This window comes from Cypionkella sp., from assembly GCF_030652235.1.
In the GTDB taxonomy this organism is placed as follows: domain Bacteria; phylum Pseudomonadota; class Alphaproteobacteria; order Rhodobacterales; family Rhodobacteraceae; genus Cypionkella.
In genome coordinates, this window is record NZ_JAUSBA010000010.1 from 82,451 (window position 1) to 103,064 (window position 20,614).

Below are 20,614 nucleotides of genomic sequence, written 5' to 3' on the forward strand. Positions count from 1 at the left end.
AGGAATACGAAAATGGACATCAACACCGCTGAGAGCCAAACCATCGGCCACCTGCCCAATCTGCCCGTGCAAGGCGAGCATCCCTTGCTGGATATTCCCTTTGTCGTGGGTATCGACGGGCGGCAGTTCAAAGGCGAACGGCTGTCTCTGGTCGCTGCCGAAATCACTGGCCTGATGGACCCGGCCTTGGACGGGGCCACGCGCCTGATGCGCTTCATGTTCCCGTTCAAAGGCTTCAGCGTCACGCTGGAAGTCTTGGGGCAAGTGCAATCGCTGGATCGCGGCAACGGTCACGCCACGGTCAATTTTGTTGACCCCGCAGGCGAGCATCTGCCGCAACTGCGCCATCTGATCAATTCCTACATCGCGGGCGATCTGGTGGCTTTGGGTGAGGTGATCGGCGTCGCTCCCTCGATCCCATCGCCTGCCAACCGCGCCACCGCGCCGAAGGCTAAGGGCCTGACCTTTAGCCGGGTCTTTGGCAGCGCTGGGCTGGCACTCGCCACTCTGGCTTTGGTCGCAGCGGTCGGCACCTTGGCCTATAACCGGATCTTCACTCTGCCGCTCGCCGCCCCCGGTCTGGTTGCGCAAGACGGCATGACGCTAACGGCGACCGCGGGCGGCCAAGTCGATTACGTCAACCTCGCCGCCGCCAAGGGCGAAGTCGCTTTCACGATCCGTGCCACCTCTGGCGAGATGCTGTCGATTGCGATGCCTTGCGACTGCATAGCAACAGCCCTTGCCGCAACTGTCGGGGCTACCGTCAACGCGGGCGAGCCGATGCTGAACGTGCACACCGCCGATGCGCCGATGGTGCTGACTGCAACCGTACCTGCCACCGATGTGCTGACGCTGGCCTTTGCCGATCACGTCAAGGTGCAGTTCGGCGACGGCAGCACGATCAACGCCGCTGTCGATCCCGCCAGCCTGCGCGCCGAGGCCACCAATATGGGCCTGCCCGTGCGGCTGATCCCGGCCACCCCTTTGCAAGCCGAGCAGCTGGGCCATTTGGCCAAGCTGACCATCATCAAGAAGCCTTGGTTTTAAGCCAACACGCTACCCCCGTCACTACCTTTCAGATTTCCCCTTCGGGCAATGACCCAGCGGAGCGCGCCATGAAAACGTCGATTTACCCCTTGGTTCTGTGTGGTGGCATGGGATCGCGACTCTGGCCGATGTCCCGAGTCGAGCAGCCGAAGCAATTTCAGCCGGTGCAAGGCAAAGGCAGTCTGAGCTATTTTCAGACCACCCTGCAGCGCCATCGCGGCGGTGTGTACAAGCCGCCGATCATCGTGACCAGCGCGGGGCAAACCCAACTGGTCGCGCGTCAGATGCGCGATCTGCAACTGACCGGATCGGTGATTGCTGAACCGATGGGCCGCAACACGGGTCCGGCTGTTTTGGCAGCCGCGCTTAGCATCATCGTCGAAGATCCCGAAGCGCAGCTTCTGGTGCTGCCGTCCGATCACATCATCACCGGCGATCTGAACGCCACCGTGGTCGCCATGCAGCAAGCGGCAGACAACGGCCGCATCGTGCTGTTCGGCGTGCCACCCGCTTACCCGGAAATCGGCTACGGCTATATCGTCGATGGTGGCGGTTACACAAATTATCCCGGCTTGCATCGCGTTGAAACCTTTATCGAGAAACCACCATATGAGCGCGCCCAAGCCCTGATCTCCGGCGGCTATTCCTATTGGGCCTCAGGCATCAGCCTGTTTCGCGCCGATGTGCTGATCGAAGAATTCCATCGGTTCGAGCCTGAAACCTTCTACGCCGTCTCAGCCGCCGTCAGCGCAGGCAAAATGATCAACGGCGCGTTGCATCTGGAAGAAACCTCTTTCGTCAAAGCCAAGTCAGAGCCGACTGAGCGGCTGGTGTTTGAACGCTCCACCGCTGTCGCTTTGGCCCCTGCGCGGGACATTCAATGGGATGACGTTGGTGCGTGGAATGCGGTGCAGAAAATCTCGACCCGCAATGAGCATGGCAACGTGATCAACGGCGACGTGTTCGCCTTGGATACGCAAAACTCGTTGATCCAAAGCGACTCGCGCTTGGTCGCGGTGATCGGGCTGCGCGATATGATCGTGGTCGATACGCCGGATGCGCTGTTGGTGATGAACCGTGATCATGCCCAAAGCGTCAAGCAGGTGGTCGAGCACCTCAAGGGCATGAACCGCCCCGAAGTTTCCACCCATCTTTTGCGCGACACCAACTGGGGCCAGGTCGAACTGCTGGCCAAGGACGACGGCTATGACATGCGGATGCTGGTCATAGCCCCCGGCGCATCTTTGCGCGTCAACGGCACGGGGCACGGTCCCAGCCTGCTGACCTTCCTGAACGGCGGCGGTGTTTACGAGCGTGAAGGCAAGATGGTCGCGGTCGCGCGCGGTGATTCAGTCACCATTCCCGCCGATGTGACGCTGCCCCTGACCAACACCGGTACCAAAGAACTGCGCGCGATGCAGCTTTTGATGACCTATGACGCCGAGAACATCGCTGAAGTGGCGGCCTCGACCGTCAAAGCGGTGGCGTCTTTGTTCACCAAACCCGCGCCTTTGGAGCCCGCAGTCGGGGCGGTGCAATAGGATGACCCGCGTCTTGGCATATTTGGCGAGTGTTGTGTTGATCAGCGCAAGCATGGGGCAAGCCGCCCCTAAACTTGCCGAAAGCGCGGCGCTGCACGCAGGCATCGCCGGATTGCAGCAAGACGCCAGCGTGATGAGCGCGCAGGGCTTCGCCTATGATGCGGTGGCGCAGATTGCAGAGCTTTACGGTGTGAAACCTGCGCCCCGCCCGAAAGCGCTGGCCGAGGTGACGCTGCCTTCGGGCGATGCCGCCAAGGTTGCGGCAGGGGATACCCAGATCGCGCTCACACAGCTGTCGATCTCGGAAGGCACCAACAACCAGCTGCGCGTGCAGCAGGCCCAGCACAGCAGCAAGGCCGGGATTTTCATCAGCGCGGGCGTAATCAACCTGCAAGATCTCGCGACCACCGCACAAGAGCAGGGCATCGCGGGCATTGCGATGGCGGATGGCGTTGTCACTTTGTCGCGTCCCTTGGTGATCTGGCAGGGCGCGACCTTGCTGATCCACCCCGGCGATGTGTTGCAGATGCAAGCGGCCGAGGGCGCCTTCCTTCTGAACTTCGGCAAGCTTGATCTGCGCGGCGCAACCCTGCGCAGCGATGTCGCCGCCGACGCACCCGAAACCCGGTATCGCCCCTTCGTGCTGACCTCGGGCTCCGGCCAAGTCTATGCCGAGGCCAACCAGTTTCAAGCTTTGGGCATGGCCGAGCTTGGCCCCTTCGCGGGCTTTGTGATCTCGACCCAAGGTCTGTTTGCCTCGACCACCCCATCTGTGCTGCGCGGCAATCGCTTTGAAGATATCGGCGGCGTCGCTCTGATCGGCACCAAAGCCGCACAAGTGACGCAGAACGCGTTTCTGGCTTCGCGCGGCGGTGCTTTGATCTTGGCACAAGTCGGCGCAGGCGCGGCGCTGGGCAATACGATTTACAACACCAAAGCCGGGGCTGGCCTGCGCGTCACCGCGCGCTCAAAAGACACGCTGATCGCGGGCAATCTGGTGCTGGGCGGGCAGGGCAATGGCGTGCAAGTCGATGGTGGCAGCTTTGGCATAACCCTGCGCGGCAACGCAGTGCTGGATAATGCGCAAAGCGGGCTTGCCGCCAAGACCGCCTCGTGCCTTTCGGTGAAAGACAACGTCATCGCCGCCAATGGCGCGGTTGGCCTGCGGTTGACCAAAACCGGATACGTTCAAGTCGCGGGCAATGCGCTGGTCGGCAATGCAGGCTCTGCCATTGCCGTTGGCGCGCAACTGACTAAAGCCCGGATGGAGTTGAACAGCAATCTGATGGCTCAGAATCAGATCGGGCTGACCGGCGCGGCTTTGCACCTTGTCACCCTGCGCGACAACGATCTAAGCGCGCAGTTGCCCCGCATTTTCGACGGTGAATTCGCTCAATATCAGGCGGCATTCCTCACCTCTGGCCGCACCGACCACGCGGCTGTTTTCCAGATTTCGAGCGTTGCGGCAGAGGATGCCGATTTCGCCTCGATCTGCAGTCAGGAGTAACTTTATGGTCTTTTCATCGGAAACCTTCCTGTTTCTATTCCTGCCCTTGTTCCTGTGCATCTACTATCTGACGCCCGCCAAGGGTCGCTCGATGGTGATCCTGCTCGCGTCCTATTTGTTCTACGGCTGGTGGCGGTTCGACTTTCTGCTGCTGCTGTTCGGCACAACTGTCTGGACCTTCTGCATCGGCCTGATGATCGCGAAAAACCTTGACACGCCGCGCGCGAAGATGTGGTGCGGTATTGGGGTTGCGGGCTGTCTGGCGGTGCTGGGCGTGTTTAAATACCTCAACTTCTTCATCGACAGTCTGGCGCAACTGTTCGGCACCGATGCCGCAGGGCTTGGCGTGCACTGGCGCTTGATCCTGCCGATTGGTGTGTCGTTCTATGTCTTTCACTCGATCAGCTATCTGGTCGATGTCACCCGCAAAGACGCCGATGCCACACTGAAATTCTTCGACTTCGCGGCCTTCATCGCGTTGTTCCCGCAGCTGGTGGCAGGCCCGATCCTGCGCTTCAAGGATCTGGCCGATCAGTTCAAACACCGCACCCATTCGCTGGTGTTGTTCGCGGATGGCTTGGCCCTGTTCATCGTGGGCTTGGGTAAAAAGGTGCTGCTGGCCGATACCGTCGCGCCGCTGGCCGACATCGCCTTCAACACCCCGGATCCTTCGGCGGCGCTGTCATGGCTGGGTTCCATCGCCTATATGATGCAGCTTTACTTCGACTTTTCGGGCTACTCCGACATGGCCGTCGGCCTTGGGTTGATGATGGGCTTCCGGTTCCGCAAGAACTTCGACATGCCCTATATCAGCCGCTCGATCACCGAGTTTTGGCGGCGCTGGCACATCTCGCTGTCGGTCTGGCTGCGCGACTATCTCTACATTCCGCTGGGCGGTAACCGCGTCGGTCCCGGCCGCACCTATGTCAACCTGATGATCGTGATGGTGCTGGGCGGGCTGTGGCACGGGGCGAACGGTACATTCCTGGCTTGGGGCATCTGGCATGGCGCATGGCTGGCGATAGAGCGCGCCACCGGCTGGGCCAACCGCTCGTCTTTCATCGGCCTTGTGCAAACTCTGCTGCTGGTGTTGATCGGCTGGGTCGCGTTCCGTGCCGTAGATATGCACCAAGCGATGGATGTCTATGCGGGCATGCTCGGGTTGCACGGCTTCGCCATTCCGATGGACATCGCCTTCCAGATCAGCGGGGAAAGCATGGCGATGCTGGTGATCGCGATGATCTATTGCGCCGCTGAACCACACATTAATCGCATCGGCAAAGACATGTATTTCGCGCCGCAAGGGGGCATCGGTGTCAGTGGCAATGGCACGCTGACCGCTGCCACCTCTCTGCTACCCGTCGCCGTTGTATCACTGATCGCCATGCTTGCGATCATGAAACTGGCCGAGGCAAGCTTCTCGCCCTTCCTGTATTTCCAGTTCTGAAGGAGGATCGCCATGCAGCGCTTCTATCGGATATCTCGCTACTTCTTGCCGGTGATGTTTTTCGGCTACGTCCCCTTCGCCAATCTGGCGGTCTATGAACAACCCGGCGGCAAGCTGGCGGCGTTTGACGTGGCCGCCCTGCGCGGCACCGTCACCCACAGCTTTGACACGCTGTACAAAACCGCGATGCCGCACCGCGAGCCTTCGATCGGCGTCATGGGTGCGGCCCGCTATCTGCTGATCGGCGAAGGCCGCAAGGGCGTCGTCGTGGGTCGCGACGGTTGGCTGTTCACCTCGGAAGAAACCCGACCTTTGCCTGCAAGCCTGTCGCCTTCCGTCGCCAAAATCGCCGAGATTCGTGATACGCTCGCCGCCCATGGCACCAAGCTGATCGTAGTGCCGCTGCCTGCCAAGGTCGATGTGCAATCGGCTGAAGCCTCAGCGCCTGAACTCTCAACGGAGATGGCGGGCTTTTATGCTGAACTTCTGGCCAAGCTGAACGCCGCCCAGATTAAGGCCGTCGACGCCCGTACGCCGCTGGTCGAACTCGTGAAAACCAAACCCGCGTTCTTCGCCACCGATACCCACTGGACGCTGGACGGTGCCGCCACCGTGGCCGCTGCCGTGGCAAAATCCGGCCTGATCCCGCTGGGCACGGCCCAGATGACCCGTACCGAAGCACCCAAAACCGAATTCGCGGGCGATCTGGTGTCCTACGTCACCACCGAAGGCATCGCCCCAATGCTGGGTTTGGATCGTGAAGACGCCAATCCCTATGTCGTCGCAGCCCCCGCTGACACCTCTGACATCTTCGCCGCTGCCCAAGTCGATGTCGTGCTGATCGGCACCTCTTACAGCGCCAACCCGCATTGGAGCTTTGCTGAAGCCCTCAAGCTTGACCTGTACCAAGACGTGCTGAACGCGGCTGAACAGGGCCTTGGCCCGATCAAGCCGATGGACAAATACCTCGCCTCCGACAGCTTCCGCGATGCGCCGCCGAAAGTGGTGATTTGGGAAGTTCCGCTGCGCTATCTGACCGATCCGAAACTTTGGGACGGTCATAAAATCGGACAAGAGGTCGCAAGTGCAGATTAAATCTCTGATCATCGCCAGCGTGATTCTGACCAGCTTTATGGCGGCTCCGGTGCGGGTGCAGGCAGAAGGCCGAGTGGTGCCGCCAACCGTGGTGTCAAAGGTCTATCTCAGCAAAGAAGAAAAAGCCGCGAAACTGGCCGAAAGGTTAGCGCTGCAAAAGGCCGCGCGTTTGGCCGCCAAACCTCCGGTTGACCCAGTGGTGTCACGCCTGAAAACGCTGCACAAACGCATGGTCGCGAAGGAAGAACTGACCGCCAGCGAAATGCAGGAACTGGCGGATTCCGGGGATGGCCTCGCGGCGTTCTATTACGCCCGCAAGCTGGAGGAATCCGGCAGACCTAGCGTGCTGCCCACGGCGGTGCATTACTATGCGATGGCGTCCTATCTGGGCCGCGAATTCGCCATGAACCGCATGATCGCGCTGATGAAATCGCCCGAAGTCACCCTGTCCGACAGCCAAATCAAGAACGGCAAGGATGCGCTGGTCAAGCTGGCGCGGTCTGGCACACCCGCCGCCGCCCTTGGCCTTGCCGATATGTACGCCATCGGTCAACCATTTCCCCAAGACACCGCCGAGTCGCGCAAATGGCTGATGCAGGCCGCCAAGGCTGGCGATGCCAATGCGGCGCAAAAACTGGCGCAAGCTGCGATCATGCCGCAAGACGGCAGCGCCCCCGATGTGCTCGCTGCCCGCGCAGCACTTGCGCTGATGCTCGCCTCGAATGAACCCGGAAAAGTCGCGATGGCGCAGACCCTGCTCGCCCGCCTTGACGCCACAAACCCCTTGGAGGTTTCCCAATGAACGCAGCATTCCAGCTTGCGGCGGCGCTGGGCCTAGCCCTGAATGCCGCGCCCGTCCTGGCGCAAAGCGCATCAAACTTCGATTGCTCGGCCTATGAGTTCAACACCGTTCTGCCCGCGATTGAAGGCAAAGATGGCGTGTTCTTTCGCACTTTTGCCGATCTGCGGATGCAGCACCCGCTGGACGCGCGCACCGTGCATATGATGGGACAGCTGGCGAAGGTGCTGAAAGAAAACGGCACCACGCTGGTCTATGTGACCATTCCGACCAAGTCGCAGGTGATGCCGCAATACCTGCCCGACCACGCCGCAGACTATGGCTTTCAGCCCGAAGTGGCGAATGCGATCTATACCGATTTCATCACCCGCTTGAACAAAGCGGGCATCGTGGCGCCCGATATGATGACCGCCCTGCGCAACAACAAAGGCGGCGAGCGCGCCTTGTTCGGCGACGACTTCCACTGGACCTCGCAAGGCGCGCGGCTGGGCGCTCAGGCGATTGCCGAACAGATCAAGGCCGACCCCGCCTATGCCGATCTGCCGAAGCAAACCTTCGTGACCACCGCGATTGCGCCCGAAGTCGCCTTCTCGGGGATGCGCCGCACCCTGCAAGGCTATTGCGCGAAATCGCTGCCGCCGACCGAGACGATGGCCTATAAAACCGAAGCCGTTGCCAGCACCGATGCAGCAGCCAGCGGCCTGGATATCTTCGCCACCCCCAGCGAGGTTCAGCCTGCAGTTCTGATCGGCACCTCTTATTCTGACAGCCCGATCAACAACTTCGCGGGCTTTCTGGCGGAATATTCGCAACTGGAGATCGTTAACTACGCGATCACCGGCGGCAACCAGTTCGGCTCGATGACTTCTTACATGACCTCGGATGAATTCAAAGCGCAGCGCCCGCGTTTTCTGATCTGGGAAAACCCGATCTACAACAATCTGGCACAATATGGCGCAGCGCCGATGGAAGAGTTGATCGCCGCTGCGGGCAATACCTGCACCACCGCTTTGCCCGTCACCAAGCTGGATGCCAACACGGTCGAGGCCACTCTGGACGGTTTCAAAGTCGGTGCTGATGATGCGATCTTTGCCGATTTCGGCGGAGAAGGTCCGCGCATCGCCAATTTTAGCATCGAAGGTGCCGACGGATTAATCCGTCACTCAAAAGTTGAGCGCAGCCAAAGATTGCGCTCAACTGGAAATTTCTACCTTGGGTTGTCGGCTTTCACGATGCCGAATATCAAGAAGGTGACGGTGCATTTCGATCGCCCCGTCAGTGAATCGACCACCTTGAATTTCTGCGCGAATACCAAAGGAGACGCATCATGACGAAGAACAGCAGCTGGTTGATTGCCCTATGTACAGGGCTTTGCGGCATCTATGCCACGGCGGGGTTGGCTCAGGATGGTGGGCTCTATGAAGACGTGCCCGACCCCAGTGCCAGCTTTGTGCGAGTCGTTGCGGCGGCCCCGACCAATGCGGTGATCGACACCAAAACCTTCGATCAACTGGATGGCGGGATTTCCGGCTACGTTGTTGTCGCCAAACCCGGCGAGATCAAATTGGTGACCGGGGTGGATGACGCCACGGTGAACGTCGAGGCGGGCAAGTATTACTCCTATGTCGTCGGCGCTGATGGCACCAAAACCTTGGTGCCGGAAGATATCACCTCAAATCCCGCCCAAGCCGTGATCAGTTTCTTCAACCTCAGTGATCTGCCGAAGGTTGATTTGTATGTGCCCGCCGCCAAAGCGGTGGCCCTGCCGGGTGTGCCGATGAATGGCGCAGCCAATGTGGCGCTGAAAGCCCCGCTGACCTTGGACTTTGAGGTTCGCGATGGCGACAAGGTCCTCGCCACCCTGCCTGCTGTTGATCTGCAACGGCGCGGCGGTGTGGCGATCGTGCTGCGCGGCTCTGCAGGCAACTACACTGTGGCGGGCTCAAACTCGACGCTTGCCAACTAAGCACAATCGCCGCGCAGACACCCTCTGCGCGGCGGTACATCGGCAAAAGGATACACCATGACACGCGCCGCAGCCTTGCTTTCCCGCCCGTTCTTGCCGCTTTGCGTGGCCGCTCTGGCTGGCCTTCCAGCCTTTGCACAAACCGCGAGCCCGCAAACCGTCGCGGTAAACTTCGAGCCGCCCCGGATCGAGGTGGAAAAGATCTGCGCGCCGAGCACGCCCGACGAACAACTCGCCGCGCAATGGACAGCTTGGGATGGCAAAGTGCTGCCCGAGATGGCCCCCGATCTGATTCAGCGTGATCTGCGCCGTCTGATGGATGCCGATGCGATCCGTTGGTTTCACACCATCGAAAAAGCCCACGCCCTGATGCCCTCGGTTGATCCGCAATTCGACGCGAACAAAGCCCTGTTGGCACGGGTGGAACTGCTGATCGCGGCGGGCCGTCTGAAAGAATTGACCAACCAACGCCTTGTCGATCAGCTGATGGCGACGGAAAACGGTGGTTCACCCCGCTTGCAAAACATTCTGGCCGATTACCTGATGAACGGCACCGGCATCGCGGTGGATAAAGAAAAAGGCCTGCAAATGCTGGTTGCCGCCGGCTATGGCGGCAACGCCGATGCATTGCTGAAGATCGTCGAGTTGCAGGAAAAAGGCACCAAAATTCCCGGCTGGGATGTGCCCTCGGATATCGCCGTCACCATGGCCTTCGGGGCTTTGGTCGGCAAGATGGACCCGATGATCTGCGACCGCGTCGCCCGCATCGCCCGCGAATATATGAACGGCACCATCGTCACCCGTGATGTCGGTCTGGCTGAAAAATGGTTCCGCTTTGCTGCTGATATGGGCGATGGCGTCTCGGCTTGGAAAGTTGCCGAGATGCATATGCGCTCGGAAGATCTGGTGAAATCGAACGACACTCTGATCGCCTATATGACCAAAGCCGCCGATGCTGGCCTGCCCTATGCCCAAGTGGCGCTGGGCCGTCTGTATGAACAAGGTGCTTTGGTCGGCAAGAAAGACATCGAACACGCCCGCGCGCTGTACGAGCAAGCCGCCAGCTTCGGTGACCGTGCGGGCCTGTTGCGCAACGCGCTGTTCCTGCAATCCGAAGCGAAAGTCGATGGCGCTTATCAGCCCGCCTATCGCGCCGCTTTGGAACAATTCGCCAAACGCGCCGATGCTCCGGCTTGGATTTTCATCGCTCTGGGTGATTTTGAAATCGCCGACAAAGGCCGCTGGGGCGGTGAATCTGCCGCTGTCGCTTACTACGAAAAGGCCGAGGCGATGGGCGATGCAGGTGCCACCAAACGCCTGACACCGATCCGGTTCCGTTATGCTGACACGCCGAAACAGTTCTACAAAGTCATCGACGCGGTGATCGACACCGTCCACACTGGCGGTGAGATTGACCCGATGAACGGCCTGAAAGACGCCTTCAGTTGCCGTGCGCCACAAGCACCACAGCGCACAGAGGCGCAGTATTGGGAAGGCATTAGCGCGGCCACTGGCACCAAAACCGTCGAATTCACGCCGACCGAGCTGTTGGCCCTGATCGCTAATCCCAACCCCCAAGACATTGCCCGCTTGCAAACCCAGGCGCTTTACGGTCGGCCGACGGCCATCGCACAATATATGGAGGTGCTGACGCGCAGCAACGCAGCACCCGAGGAGATCGCCTTCTGGGAGTCTTATGCCAAACGTTTTGAAGGCGTCACCGCCGCACGCGGACGCTTGGAGAACAAATTTGCCGAAATCGGCCAGAACCGAAGCGATCCCACAACCATGCTGCGCGCCGCGATTGCCGAAGGTGACACTTCCGCCGAAGTTGATTTGGCCGAGATCCTGCTCAAGCAAGACCCGCAGAAAAACGCAGCCGCTGCGCTTACGGCAGTGGAACCTATGGCCGAGATGGGCAATGGTGCCGCATTGCGGTTGCTGCCGCAGCTTGACCCCAAACGCTTTCCCGATCTGAAAACCGTGTACGCCAGCTACGCGGATGTCATCGAAGCCCGCGGCGACTTTGACGCCCTTGTGCTCGCATTGCCGTTCCAGCCCGATCTCGGGCGTCGGGTCGATTACATGCGCCGCGCCACCACCGCCACCGATTGCAGCTTTGACGAAATCAAAACCCTTGTCGATGCGATGGGTCAGGTGGGCGATCAGGCGGCCTTTATGAAATGGGTGGATGTGGCCGAGTTCCTCAGCGAAAATGACAGCTGGCGGCTGGTGCAACTGGGCGATCTGCTGCGCCATTACGGTGACGAGTCGATGGCAACCGCCCAACTCGCCTATTATCAGCGCGGCTATGAAGGCGGCAACACCACCGCCATTCACCGCCTGCTCGATGTCTACGGTGACGATGGTGCCCCGCAGTTCAATGCATCGACGGCGGCCGATCTTTACGTCGCTTTGGTTGAACGCAGCGCGCCAAAAGACATTCCCCGCGCGCTTTCCCGACTGGCGGTTGCCTCGCAGCCGATCCAAGACAATGCCTATGCTCGGCTTGACGTGCCAAAACTCTACCGCACCGCTGCCGAAGCCGGCAATCCGGCAGGGATGCGCGAATATGGCAAGCTGTTGCAAGTCAGCGCGAAATCTACCGCTGAACTGGAGGCCTCGACTCAATGGATCTCCAAAGCCGCCGAGGCAGGCGATGTCCCCGCCATGCTGACGTATGCCGATGCGCTGGCCTTTGGTCTGGGCGTGCCGGCCTCGCGGGAAGATGCGCTGGTCTGGCTGCAAAAAGCCGCAGACGCAGGCAATACCGATGCCACCGCCAAAGTGCGCAGCCTGACGTTGCAACCGGAGGTTAGCCAATGAGCGCCCACATCACTCGCCTAATTTTAGCCATCAGCCTCGGCCTTGGCACGCAATCCGCCATCGCCGAGACCACGCCCAAGGCCGAACCAGAGCCTTTCGCCTGCTTCGATCCGGTCCCCCCGGTGACGGAACTTGCCATCCCCAGCCGCTACAAGGATGACAGCAAGAACCGTTCTGATTTCGACGCTGAAGCCAACGCCGCGGTTGAGGCTGCGCTGAATCCGGTCGATGATTTCATCAACGCTTTGGTCAAAAATGCCAACGCAGCCCTGCAGATCACCACAGCACCCGAGGTTGACCCAAAGGCTCCGGTTGATCCCGCAGCCGCAGCCGCGCCCGAAACCTCGCCCGATCAGGCCCAAAAAACCCTGATCGCCGATTGCGTGGTCGATCGCATCCATGACTGGGCCGCCGTCGATGCTTTGGCCGATATGAAAACCCAAGGTGCACAACTCTCGGTGCCCAGCCGCATTGGTGGCATCGCCATGGCCTATGCCCAAGTGCGCGGCCTTGCCACCCAAGACGACCGCCAGCCTGCGATTGAAGCTTGGCTGACGGCCCGGATGCAAGCCAGCATGCTGTTCTTCGACACCGAAGCCCCGCCGAAGTCGCGCGAAAACAACCTGCGCGCTTGGGCTGCTTTGGCTGCGGCGCAGGTCGGTTTGCTGCAAAACGACGCGGTAATGACCACTTGGGCCGCAGACTCTGTCAAACTGGTGCTCTGCACCGCCACCCCCGAAGGCGCTTTGCCGAATGAAATGTGGCGCGGCAAACTGGCGCTGCACTACCAAATCCACGCCGTGGGTCCCTTGGTCGTCGCCAACGCCTTGCTGCAACCGACGCATCCAGATCTGCTGGCCACCTGCGACAACGCCCTGCTGCGCGTCGTCCGCTTCACCTTGAACGCCGTCGAAGACCCCAAACTGGTCGAGGCGATCACCGACAAACCGCAAAAGTTCGACTCCGCCACCGAGATGAAACGTGCCTTTCAATTCGCGTGGCTCGCCCCGCTGGAAACCTTGGTGCAAGAACCCGACTTCACCACCTTTGCGGCGAAGTTTGAGCTACTGAGCAACTCTAAAATCGGCGGCAAGCAAAGCCTGCTTTGGCCCGCGCTGGACGTAAAAGACCCCGCTGTGACCGAAGAAGCGCCCGCCGCGACGCCATAACGGAACGCGCGATTTTCGAAAGGCACAAACGGGGCAGGGGGCAATCCTCTGCCCCTTCGCTATGTTACCCTCGACATTCACGCCGGATATTTTATATTTAAAGCAATTTCCCATCGGAGCCCGCCATGACCGAGGTCTACATTTGCGACTATATCCGCACCCCGATTGGGCGCTTTGGCGGCAGTCTGTCGTCCATTCGCACCGATGATCTCGCCGCCATCCCGCTGCGTGCGCTGATCGTCCGCAATCCGGGCGTCGATTGGGCGGCGGTCGATGATGTGGTGATGGGCTGCGCCAACCAAGCAGGCGAGGACAACCGCAACGTCGCCCGCATGGCTGCTTTGCTTGCGGGCCTGCCGCAAACCGTCAGCGGCACCACCATCAACCGCCTCTGTGGCTCGGGCATGGATGCGATCCTGCTCGCTGCCCGCCAGATCAAAGCAGGCGAGGCCGACCTGATCATCGCAGGCGGCGTCGAATCGATGTCCCGCGCGCCTTTCGTGATGCCCAAAGCCGAAACTGCCTTCTCGCGCGCCGCCGAAATCCACGATTCCACCATCGGCTGGCGTTTTATCAACCCGGCGATGCAGGCGCAGTACGGCACCGATTCCATGCCCGAAACTGCCGAGAACGTCGCGGAAGACTGCGCCATCACCCGCGCTGACCAAGACGCCTTCGCTTTGCGTTCTCAGGTCAAAGCCAGCGCCGCGCAGGCCAATGGCCGCCTTGCGCAGGAAATCATCCCGGTCAGCATCCCGCAACGCAAGGGCGATCCCCTGCTGATCACCCAAGATGAACATCCCCGCGCCACCACCCTTGAAGCCCTTGGCAAACTCGGCACGCCGTTCCGCAAAGGCGGCAGCGTCACCGCAGGCAACGCCAGCGGCGTCAATGACGGCGCCGCCACGCTGATCATCGCCTCGGCCAAAGCTGCGCAGAAATACGGCCTGACCCCTATCGCCCGTATCCTCGGCGGGGCGACGGCTGGCGTGGCCCCGCGCGTGATGGGTCTTGGCCCCATCCCGGCCAGCCAGAAACTGATGGCCCGCCTTGGCCTCACCCCATCCGACTTCGCGGTGATTGAGTTGAACGAGGCCTTCGCCAGCCAAGGCCTCGCCACGCTGCGGGCTTTGGGGATTGCCGATGATGACCCGCGCGTCAATCCCAATAGCGGAGCCATCGCGCTGGGGCATCCTTTGGGGATGACCGGGGCGCGGATTACCGGGACGGCGGCGTTGCAACTGCAACCGGGTCAGCGGGCCTTGGCGACCATGTGCATTGGGGTCGGGCAGGGTATCGCTATTGCGCTGGAGCGGGTCTAACGCCTGCTGGCCCAAGGCACTTTTACCGCTGAATAGTCTTCCCCGCGGGGAATGACTTGTGGAAAGGGTGCATTATTTATGCCACTTTCCACAAGATGTTGTGTGTATAAGCCGAAACTTTACGAAAACCGCTTCTGCCAGAACCAGCGCCGCCCTTCGCGCAAAGACCGATTAGACCGGCTGACCAGCATCAGCAGTGACGGCGTCACGATCAGTGTCAGGATCGTCGCAAACGCCAAACCGTAGACGATGGCCGAGGATAGCGAGATCCACCATTGGGTGGACGGCGCGCCAATCGTCGTCTCGTGGCTGAGCAGTTCAAGGTTCAGCCCGAAGGCAATCGGGAACACTCCGAAAATCGCCGTCAGCGCGGTCAGCACCACCGGACGCGCGCGCTCGCGGCAGGTCTCCAGCACCGCGTCGATCTTATCCATGCCCTCATCGCGCAACTGGTCATAGGTGGCGATCAACACGATGTTGTTGTTCACCACCACCCCGGCCAGCGCAATCACCCCGATCCCGGTCATCACCACGCCAAAGGGTTGGCCCATGATCATCAGCCCCAAGAACACCCCGATGGTGGACATCAATACCGCCGACAATACCAAGCCAACCGAGATGAACTTGTTGAACTGCGCCAGCAGCACCACGAAAATCAAGAAGATCGCAGCCCCAAACGCCTTGGCCAAGAACGCCCCGGCCTCGGCCTGTTCCTGATCTTCCCCGGCCATGTTCCAGCGCAGCCCGGCCTTGGTATAGCCCTCCTCGGCGAAGGTTTTCTCGACCATCGCTTGCACCTTGCCGCGCACCAGATCGGGCTGCACGCCATCGGCCGCCGCAATGCCGGCTTGCACCGTGATCGTGCGTGCGCCACCCAACCGGGTCAGCGTGCCTGTGGTCGCCGCCGCAGAGCGGGTGACAAAGTTCGAGATCGGCACCGGACCATCGGGCGTCTCAATCCGCAACTGGTCCAGCGCGGAAATCGTCCGCTGTTCGGGCGGCAAGCGCAGCACGATATCCACCGGATCATCCGACCCCGCCGGGCGATATTCCGACAGCTTCAGCCCGGATGTCACCATCTGCACCACGGCCCCCACGGCAGCGGGCGATGCGCCATACCGCGCGGCTTCACCGCGATCGACTTGCAATTCCCAATCCACGCCCGGCAAAGGCAAACCGTTCGACACATCAATCACATTCGGGATCGTCTTCAGCTTTTCGGCAATCGCCCGGGCTGCATCATTCAGCCCTGCCGGATCATCGGCAGACAGTTGCAACTGAATGGCCTTGCCTGTGGGCGGGCCAGCGGCGGGCACCGAGACTTCGATATCCACCCCCGGAATGCCCTGCATCGCCACGCGCAGATCGGCCAGAATATCATTGGCGGGCTTGCGTTCGCGCCAATCGACAAATTCGTACTGAATGGTGCCAATCGTATCGGCGGGGGCTTCACCGCCGCCCTGCGCAGTGCCGCCCACCCGGGTGTAAACCGTCTTCAACCCCGGCCAACCCAGCATCCGAGACTCGGCCTGCCGCACCAAAACGTCCTTCTCGTCAATCGACAGGTTGCCACGCGCCTTCACATACAAAAGGCCATAATCCGGCTCGACATTCGGGAAGAACTCGACCCCGTTGCCGAATTTGGTATAGCTGTAAGGCACCGCCACCAAGGTCGCCACCGCCAAAAACAGCACGGTGAACGGATGCCGAATGGCCTTGCCGACCACCCACATATAAGCGCCGTCCTTGTGCTGGGGCGGATGCGCGAACGGCTTGGCGATGATGGCGCCCAAGGTTGGCACAAAAATCAGCGCATAGAGCATGCTGGCCGAAAGCGTGGCGATCAGCGTGATCGGCATGTATTTCATGAACTCGCCGACCACCCCCGGCCAGAACAGCAAGGGCGAGAACGCCGCAATCCGCGTCAGGGTCGAGGCGATCACCGGCCCCGCCATCCGATGACTGGCCTCGGCAAAGGCATCGCGCTTGTCCATGCCCTCGCCCATCCGGCGCTCGGCATATTCCACCACGATGATGGCATCATCCACCAGCATCCCCACGGCAAGGATCAGGCTGAACAGCACCACCAAATTTACCGTCAGCCCGGCCATTTGCAGCCCCAAAATCCCCATCAGGAACGACGACGGAATGGCCAGCCCGATCAGAATGGAAGACCGCACCGACAGCGCATAGAGGATCACGATGAACACCAAGACCACCGCCGTCAGCACCGAGTTCTGCAAATCAGACAGCATCTGCCGGATGGTCGTCGATTTATCCTGACTGAAGGAAACCACCACCCCCGGCGGCATCTGCTTTTGCAATTCGGCGGTCACGGCTTTCACCTTATCCACCGTGTCGATCAGGTTCGAGCCGATGCGCTTTGAGACCTCGATCGCCACCGCCGATTTGCCATCCAGCCGGGTGATGGTTTCGGGGTCTTTCAGCGCGGGCCGGATTTCCGCCAAATCGCTAATCCGCACAATCGCGTTGCCCTCGGCCACCACCGGCAGCCCGGCTAAATCCTGCACCGTCTCAATCAGTGACGGCACTTTGATGGCATAACGGCCCTCTGCCCCCTCCAACGACCCCGCCGCGATCAACCGGTTGTTGGCATTGAACCCGGCGATCATCGTGTCAGGCCGCAGCCCGTAAGATGACAATTTCGCCGGATCAATCACGATCTCAACCACATCATCGCGCACGCCCTGCAAGGCGGCGTCCAGCACGCCCGGAACATCCTCGATCCGGTCGCGCAACGCCCGCGCCGTGGCGTTCAAGGTGCGCTCTGGTACATCGCCCGACAGGGTCACCACCAACACCGGGAACTCCGACAGGTTGACCTCGTTCACCGTCGGCTCGTCAACCTCGGCAGGCAGATCGGGGCGGGCATCATCGACGCCGTCCTTCACATCCGACTTCGCCTTGGCCAGATTTGCCCCGGCCTGAAATTCCAGCAGCACGTTGCCGCCGCCCTGAAAGGCGGTGGCGGTCATCTTCTTGATGCCTTGAATGGACTTCAGCGCGGTTTCCATCGGACGCAGCAACAGCCGCTCGGCATCCTCGGGCGAAATCCCGTCCAAGGACATCGAGACATAGATGATCGGAATTTGAATGTCCGGCTCGGCTTCTTTCGGGATGGTGTAATAGGCCAGCCCACCTGAAAAAATCAGGAACACCAGCACCGAAAGCGTCAGCCGCGCATTGCGGATTGCAAGTTCTACCAGCTTCATTTCAGCGCCTCAGCCGCTTGCGCCGGGGTCAGTTCCGACACCGTCACCACATCGCCGTCCGACACCAAATCCTGCCCCGCCACGATCACGCGCAGGTCTGTCGGAACCCCGGTCACCACCATGCCCGCTTCGCCATCATCAATCACCGTCACAGGTGCGAATGCCGCCTTGTTGTCCGGCCCCACCACCCGCAACCCGATCACGCCATCTTCGTTGATCGTGATGATCGAGCGCGGCACCACCACCGCAGGCACCGCCGCCGTATACAGCCGCACCTCTGCCGTCATGCCCGCAGGGATCGCATGATTGGCGTTCGGCAAAGCCACCTCAACCCCAAACGTCCGCGTTTTTACTGAGGCCTGCGCCGACACATGCCGCACCACGCCCTCCATCTCGACGCCGTCGACCAGCCGCACCTTGGCCTTCGATCCGATGGTCACAAACGCCACATCGCGCTCGCTGACTTCGGCTTTCACCACAATCGGGTCCAGCGCCAGAATCGTGGCAATCGCAGCGCCAGTCTGCACCCATTCGCCCAGTTCAACATCCACCGTATCCACGGTGCCCGCGAAGGGTGCTTTCAGCAGCAGCCGATCCTGCGCCGCATTGGCCTGCGAAAGCCCCGCCTCTGCCGCAGCTTTCGCCGCCTTCCGGGTGATCAACTCCAACTCGGGCAGGCTGCCCTTGTCATACAAAGCCTGTCCCACCCGCAACGTTTCCGTCGCCTGCTCCAAGGCCGCCTGCGCAGTATCCACCCCGGCGATCACCTCTGAGCCTTCCAACTCCACCACCAGGGCATCTGCCGCAATTTCACCGCCCTGCGCGACACCCAGCTTATGCACTATGCCCGAGGCCCGCGCCGCCAGCACCGCCTGCTTGTCGGCCTCGGTCGCCCCCGAAATCCGGATTTCGCGGGCATAGTCGATGAACATCGGCGCCACCGCCGCCACCGTGCGCTGCGTCGCTACAGCCTCGGTTGTCGCAGTTTCCGCCGCCGCAGCCTCAGGTGTCCCCGCCGCCGCGCCCGGCTTCAACTCTTCGCTGCCCACAGCCGAGAATTCCCCTGTGGCCACCCAAGCGGCGGCGGCGACAAAGACGACAATGGCAGTAATCCGATGGGCGGTAAAAAATGACATGAATGCAACCCTGACTGATTCCGAAAATCCGCAGCAATGCGCAGGCTTCCGCTGTATCTGTTTCGATCACCAAGAATTTATGTCTTTGCCGCAAAGGTCAATGCAGCGCATCGCTTTGACTGCGGTATTTGAACGGCGCAGTTCGATTTAGGCCTCAATCGGTCTTGGGTTGATCCAAATCTGCCAAAGCAATCAGCATCTCCACCAGTTGCGCGGTGCGCTCGGCGCCATAATCGGTCTCCAACTGCCGATAGATCGCCGTCGAATCCGGGGCCACCAGCCCCAAAAGTGCGCGCCCCTGCGGTGCAATCGACAGCATCACCCGCCGCCCATCGCTGGCATCGCGCGCCCGGCTAATCAGCCCACGCTCGGTCATCGCCTTGATCATCCGCGTCAGCGACGGCGCAAGGATGTTCGCCCGCACCGCCACTTCCGTTGCATCCAGACTGTCAACCTCGCCCAAAACCCGGATCACCCGCCATTGCTGTTCGTTGATATCATGCGCCGCCAGCATCGGGCGAAACCGCGTCATCACCGCCTCGCGCGCCCGCAACAGCGCCATCGGCAAAGCATGGCGCGTGTCGCGCGGAGGGGGGCTATCTTGGCTCATCCCCCCAACTATCGCCTTTGGGCCGATTGGTGCAAGCTGCCAAAGCTACGGTTCAGCCGCCCCTGTTCCCCGCCGTCATCCGTGCTATGAAATGTTGCAAACGCCGCCGCACCCCCGTCAATCCCCCCGTCAATCCGTAAGAGGATCGCCCATGCCCGCGCCGAAAAACCACCTGAAAGCCGCGCTGGCTGCAAAGCTTCCGCAATTTGGCATCTGGCTGAACCTCGCCAGCCCCTATTCCGCCGAACTGCTGTCGGGCTGTGGCTTTGACTGGCTGCTGATCGACGGCGAGCATGGCCCGAATTCGATCCCGACCATGCTGAGCCAAGCCCAAACCGTCGGCACCCGCACCAGCACCGTCGTGCGGATCCCCGTGGGCGAGACGCATCTGGTCAAACAAGTCCTCGACCTTGGTATCCAGACCGTGATGGTGCCGATGATCGAAACCGCTGCCCATGCCGAACAGATGGCAAAAGCGATGAAATACCCACCCGAAGGCGTGCGCGGCTTAGGCGCTGCCGTGGCACGGGCTGCCGATTTTGGCCGAGTTGGTGACTATTTGTCCACCGCCAATGCCGAAACCTGCCTGATCCTGCAAATCGAAAGCCGCGCAGGTCTGGCTGCCCTGCCCGAGATTCTGACCCTCTCCGGTATCGACTGCATCTTCATCGGCCCCTCCGATCTTGCCGCCGATATGGGCTTCCCCGGCAACACCGCCGCGCCCGAAGTGCAAGCGGCCATCGACGCGGCAATGCGCCAGATCATCGCCAGCGGCAAAGCGGCGGGAATTTTGACCTTTGATCTGAAACTCGCCAAGCATTACCGCGAGATGGGTGTGACTTTCCTTGGCGTCGGTGGCGACATTCCCCTGCTGCTGAACGCCGCCAACACCTTGGCCACCGCTGCACGCGAATAG

At 60.9% G+C, this 20,614-nt stretch carries 15 protein-coding genes; 12 read left to right on the forward strand and 3 right to left on the reverse strand.

Features of this window, described 5'->3' with window-relative positions; genetic code table 11:
- Positions 1-12 precede the first annotated feature (12 nt).
- From Q7V03_RS02445 to pcaF, 11 genes are all read left to right on the forward strand, one after another.
- Positions 13-1,047 carry a hypothetical protein gene (locus tag Q7V03_RS02445; RefSeq protein ID WP_304924021.1) on the forward strand — a complete coding sequence of 345 codons (1,035 nt, stop codon included), beginning with the start codon at positions 13-15 and terminating at the stop codon, positions 1,045-1,047.
- A 68-nt stretch (positions 1,048-1,115) separates the two neighbouring features.
- Positions 1,116-2,588: a sugar phosphate nucleotidyltransferase gene (locus tag Q7V03_RS02450; protein WP_304924022.1), complete on the forward strand. Its 1,473-nt coding sequence runs from the start codon at positions 1,116-1,118 to the stop codon at positions 2,586-2,588.
- 1 nt (position 2,589) lies between these two features.
- Positions 2,590-4,095, forward strand: a complete 1,506-nt coding sequence (locus Q7V03_RS02455) for a right-handed parallel beta-helix repeat-containing protein (RefSeq protein ID WP_304924023.1) — start codon at positions 2,590-2,592, stop codon at positions 4,093-4,095.
- 4 nt (positions 4,096-4,099) lie between these two features.
- Complete coding sequence (locus Q7V03_RS02460) at positions 4,100-5,542, forward strand: MBOAT family protein (RefSeq protein WP_304924024.1); 1,443 nt, start codon at positions 4,100-4,102, stop codon at positions 5,540-5,542.
- Positions 5,543-5,554: 12 nt separating this feature from the next.
- The gene (locus Q7V03_RS02465) at positions 5,555-6,637 is read left to right on the forward strand and encodes a hypothetical protein (protein ID WP_304924025.1); all 1,083 of its coding nucleotides are present in this window, start codon (positions 5,555-5,557) and stop codon (positions 6,635-6,637) included.
- Entirely contained in the window at positions 6,627-7,439 is an 813-nt protein-coding gene (locus tag Q7V03_RS02470) for a hypothetical protein (protein ID WP_304924026.1), read from the forward strand. Before Q7V03_RS02465 ends, Q7V03_RS02470 begins: the two co-directional genes overlap by 11 nt.
- Positions 7,436-8,767: a hypothetical protein gene (locus Q7V03_RS02475; protein WP_304924027.1), complete on the forward strand. Its 1,332-nt coding sequence runs from the start codon at positions 7,436-7,438 to the stop codon at positions 8,765-8,767. Before Q7V03_RS02470 ends, Q7V03_RS02475 begins: the two co-directional genes overlap by 4 nt.
- Positions 8,764-9,402 carry an alginate O-acetyltransferase AlgF gene (locus Q7V03_RS02480; protein ID WP_304924028.1) on the forward strand — a complete coding sequence of 213 codons (639 nt, stop codon included), beginning with the start codon at positions 8,764-8,766 and terminating at the stop codon, positions 9,400-9,402. Before Q7V03_RS02475 ends, Q7V03_RS02480 begins: the two co-directional genes overlap by 4 nt.
- 57 nt (positions 9,403-9,459) lie before the next feature.
- Positions 9,460-12,228, forward strand: coding sequence for a tetratricopeptide repeat protein (locus Q7V03_RS02485; protein ID WP_304924029.1), 2,769 nt, complete (start codon positions 9,460-9,462; stop codon positions 12,226-12,228).
- Positions 12,225-13,397 (forward strand): alginate lyase family protein, encoded by a 1,173-nt coding sequence (locus Q7V03_RS02490; RefSeq protein ID WP_304924030.1) that lies wholly within the window; start codon positions 12,225-12,227, stop codon positions 13,395-13,397. The genes Q7V03_RS02485 and Q7V03_RS02490 overlap by 4 nt, the downstream gene beginning before the upstream one ends.
- A 125-nt stretch (positions 13,398-13,522) precedes the next feature.
- Positions 13,523-14,719 (forward strand): 3-oxoadipyl-CoA thiolase, encoded by a 1,197-nt coding sequence (gene pcaF, locus Q7V03_RS02495; RefSeq protein WP_304924031.1) that lies wholly within the window; start codon positions 13,523-13,525, stop codon positions 14,717-14,719.
- Between the two features lie 119 nt (positions 14,720-14,838).
- Here pcaF and Q7V03_RS02500 read toward each other — a convergent pair whose 3' ends face one another.
- The 3 genes from Q7V03_RS02500 to hpaR form a co-directional block, all read right to left on the reverse strand.
- Positions 14,839-17,952 carry an efflux RND transporter permease subunit gene (locus Q7V03_RS02500; RefSeq protein ID WP_304924032.1) on the reverse strand — a complete coding sequence of 1,038 codons (3,114 nt, stop codon included), beginning with the start codon at positions 17,950-17,952 and terminating at the stop codon, positions 14,839-14,841.
- Positions 17,949-19,088 (reverse strand): efflux RND transporter periplasmic adaptor subunit, encoded by a 1,140-nt coding sequence (locus Q7V03_RS02505; protein ID WP_304924033.1) that lies wholly within the window; start codon positions 19,086-19,088, stop codon positions 17,949-17,951. Before Q7V03_RS02505 ends, Q7V03_RS02500 begins: the two co-directional genes overlap by 4 nt.
- 154 nt (positions 19,089-19,242) lie before the next feature.
- On the reverse strand, positions 19,243-19,698 hold the full coding sequence (gene hpaR / locus Q7V03_RS02510; RefSeq protein ID WP_304924034.1) for a homoprotocatechuate degradation operon regulator HpaR: 456 nt from the start codon (positions 19,696-19,698) through the stop codon (positions 19,243-19,245).
- Positions 19,699-19,849: 151 nt separating this feature from the next.
- Between hpaR and Q7V03_RS02515 the strand changes: the two genes are divergently transcribed.
- Positions 19,850-20,614, forward strand: coding sequence for an HpcH/HpaI aldolase/citrate lyase family protein (locus Q7V03_RS02515; protein ID WP_304924035.1), 765 nt, complete (start codon positions 19,850-19,852; stop codon positions 20,612-20,614).

Coding starts and splice junctions, on each gene's coding strand:
- Q7V03_RS02445 (WP_304924021.1), top strand. CDS start 13: ATGGACATCAACACCGCTGAGAGCCAAACCATCGGCCACCTGCCCAAT.
- Q7V03_RS02450 (WP_304924022.1), top strand. CDS start 1,116: ATGAAAACGTCGATTTACCCCTTGGTTCTGTGTGGTGGCATGGGATCG.
- Q7V03_RS02455 (WP_304924023.1), top strand. CDS start 2,590: ATGACCCGCGTCTTGGCATATTTGGCGAGTGTTGTGTTGATCAGCGCA.
- Q7V03_RS02460 (WP_304924024.1), top strand. CDS start 4,100: ATGGTCTTTTCATCGGAAACCTTCCTGTTTCTATTCCTGCCCTTGTTC.
- Q7V03_RS02465 (WP_304924025.1), top strand. CDS start 5,555: ATGCAGCGCTTCTATCGGATATCTCGCTACTTCTTGCCGGTGATGTTT.
- Q7V03_RS02475 (WP_304924027.1), top strand. CDS start 7,436: ATGAACGCAGCATTCCAGCTTGCGGCGGCGCTGGGCCTAGCCCTGAAT.
- Q7V03_RS02480 (WP_304924028.1), top strand. CDS start 8,764: ATGACGAAGAACAGCAGCTGGTTGATTGCCCTATGTACAGGGCTTTGC.
- Q7V03_RS02485 (WP_304924029.1), top strand. CDS start 9,460: ATGACACGCGCCGCAGCCTTGCTTTCCCGCCCGTTCTTGCCGCTTTGC.
- Q7V03_RS02490 (WP_304924030.1), top strand. CDS start 12,225: ATGAGCGCCCACATCACTCGCCTAATTTTAGCCATCAGCCTCGGCCTT.
- pcaF (WP_304924031.1), top strand. CDS start 13,523: ATGACCGAGGTCTACATTTGCGACTATATCCGCACCCCGATTGGGCGC.
- Q7V03_RS02500 (WP_304924032.1), bottom strand. CDS start 17,952: ATGAAGCTGGTAGAACTTGCAATCCGCAATGCGCGGCTGACGCTTTCG.
- Q7V03_RS02505 (WP_304924033.1), bottom strand. CDS start 19,088: ATGTCATTTTTTACCGCCCATCGGATTACTGCCATTGTCGTCTTTGTC.
- hpaR (WP_304924034.1), bottom strand. CDS start 19,698: ATGAGCCAAGATAGCCCCCCTCCGCGCGACACGCGCCATGCTTTGCCG.
- Q7V03_RS02515 (WP_304924035.1), top strand. CDS start 19,850: ATGCCCGCGCCGAAAAACCACCTGAAAGCCGCGCTGGCTGCAAAGCTT.